The organism is Streptomyces palmae (assembly GCF_004684805.1).
Taxonomy (GTDB): Bacteria; Actinomycetota; Actinomycetes; order Streptomycetales; family Streptomycetaceae; genus Streptomyces; species Streptomyces palmae.
Map to the genome: position 1 here is coordinate 1 of NZ_SRID01000763.1, position 794 is coordinate 794.

Annotated in this window: 1 protein-coding gene and 1 pseudogene; both read left to right on the forward strand. The window is 76.8% G+C overall.

Features of this window, described 5'->3' with window-relative positions; all coding sequences use genetic code 11:
* Positions 1-182 (forward strand): annotated as a pseudogene (locus E4099_RS33815) (TetR/AcrR family transcriptional regulator); the annotation flags it as partial.
* Positions 179-703 (forward strand): Pycsar system effector family protein, encoded by a 525-nt coding sequence (locus E4099_RS32540; RefSeq protein WP_135342666.1) that lies wholly within the window; start codon positions 179-181, stop codon positions 701-703. The pseudogene E4099_RS33815 and the gene E4099_RS32540, both read left to right, overlap by 4 nt.
* Positions 704-794 lie beyond the last annotated feature (91 nt).

The following is a 794-nucleotide window of genomic DNA, read 5'->3' on the forward strand; positions in this document are numbered from 1 at the left end:
CCGCCCCGCAGCACCCGGCACCGCAGGACCCCGCGCCACATGACGCCACGTCCCACGACTCGGCACCCCAGAACCCCGCACCGCGGTACCGGACGCCCCCGATCCCCACACCGCAGCATCCCGCGCCGCACGACCCCGCACCGCAGGAGCACCGCGGCGAGCAGCAGGGTGTCGGCCGGTGACCACCACCGGCCCGGCCGCGCCGGCCGCGGGCCCGGGGGCCGAGACCGCCGCCCGGCTGCTGGTCGAGCTGCGCTCGGAGATCGCCCGGGCGGACACCAAGGCCAACACCCTGGTCGCCGCCATCGGCACGACCACCGGCGTGATCACCGGTCTGCTGGCCGGGCGGGGCTGGGAGCCCGCCGCGCTCTCCGCCCCCGGTACGGCCCTGTGGTGGGCCGGCTCCGCCGCGCTCGCCGGGAGCCTGCTCTCCCTGCTCATGGTCGTGCTGCCGCGCTACCGCAGCAGCGCCTGGGCCCCCGGCGCACCGCTCACCTTCTTCGGCGACATCCAGCGAGCCGTCCGGCAGGGCGAGCTGGCGCGGGCGCTCGCCGAGGCCGAACGGGACCCGGCCGCCTCCCTGATGGCGGCCCTCGCCGAGAACAGCCGTATCGCCGCTCGCAAGCACCAGTGGGTACGGGCCGGGCTGATCGCGTTCAGCGCGGGCGCGGTGCTGCTCCCCGCTTCCCTGCTGGTCGGCTGAGCTCCCCGCACCGCCCCACCGCAAAGGATCACCATGACTCAGCCCACCGGGCCCCAGTACCCGCGGCCGCCCCAAGCGCCCTCGTATCCCC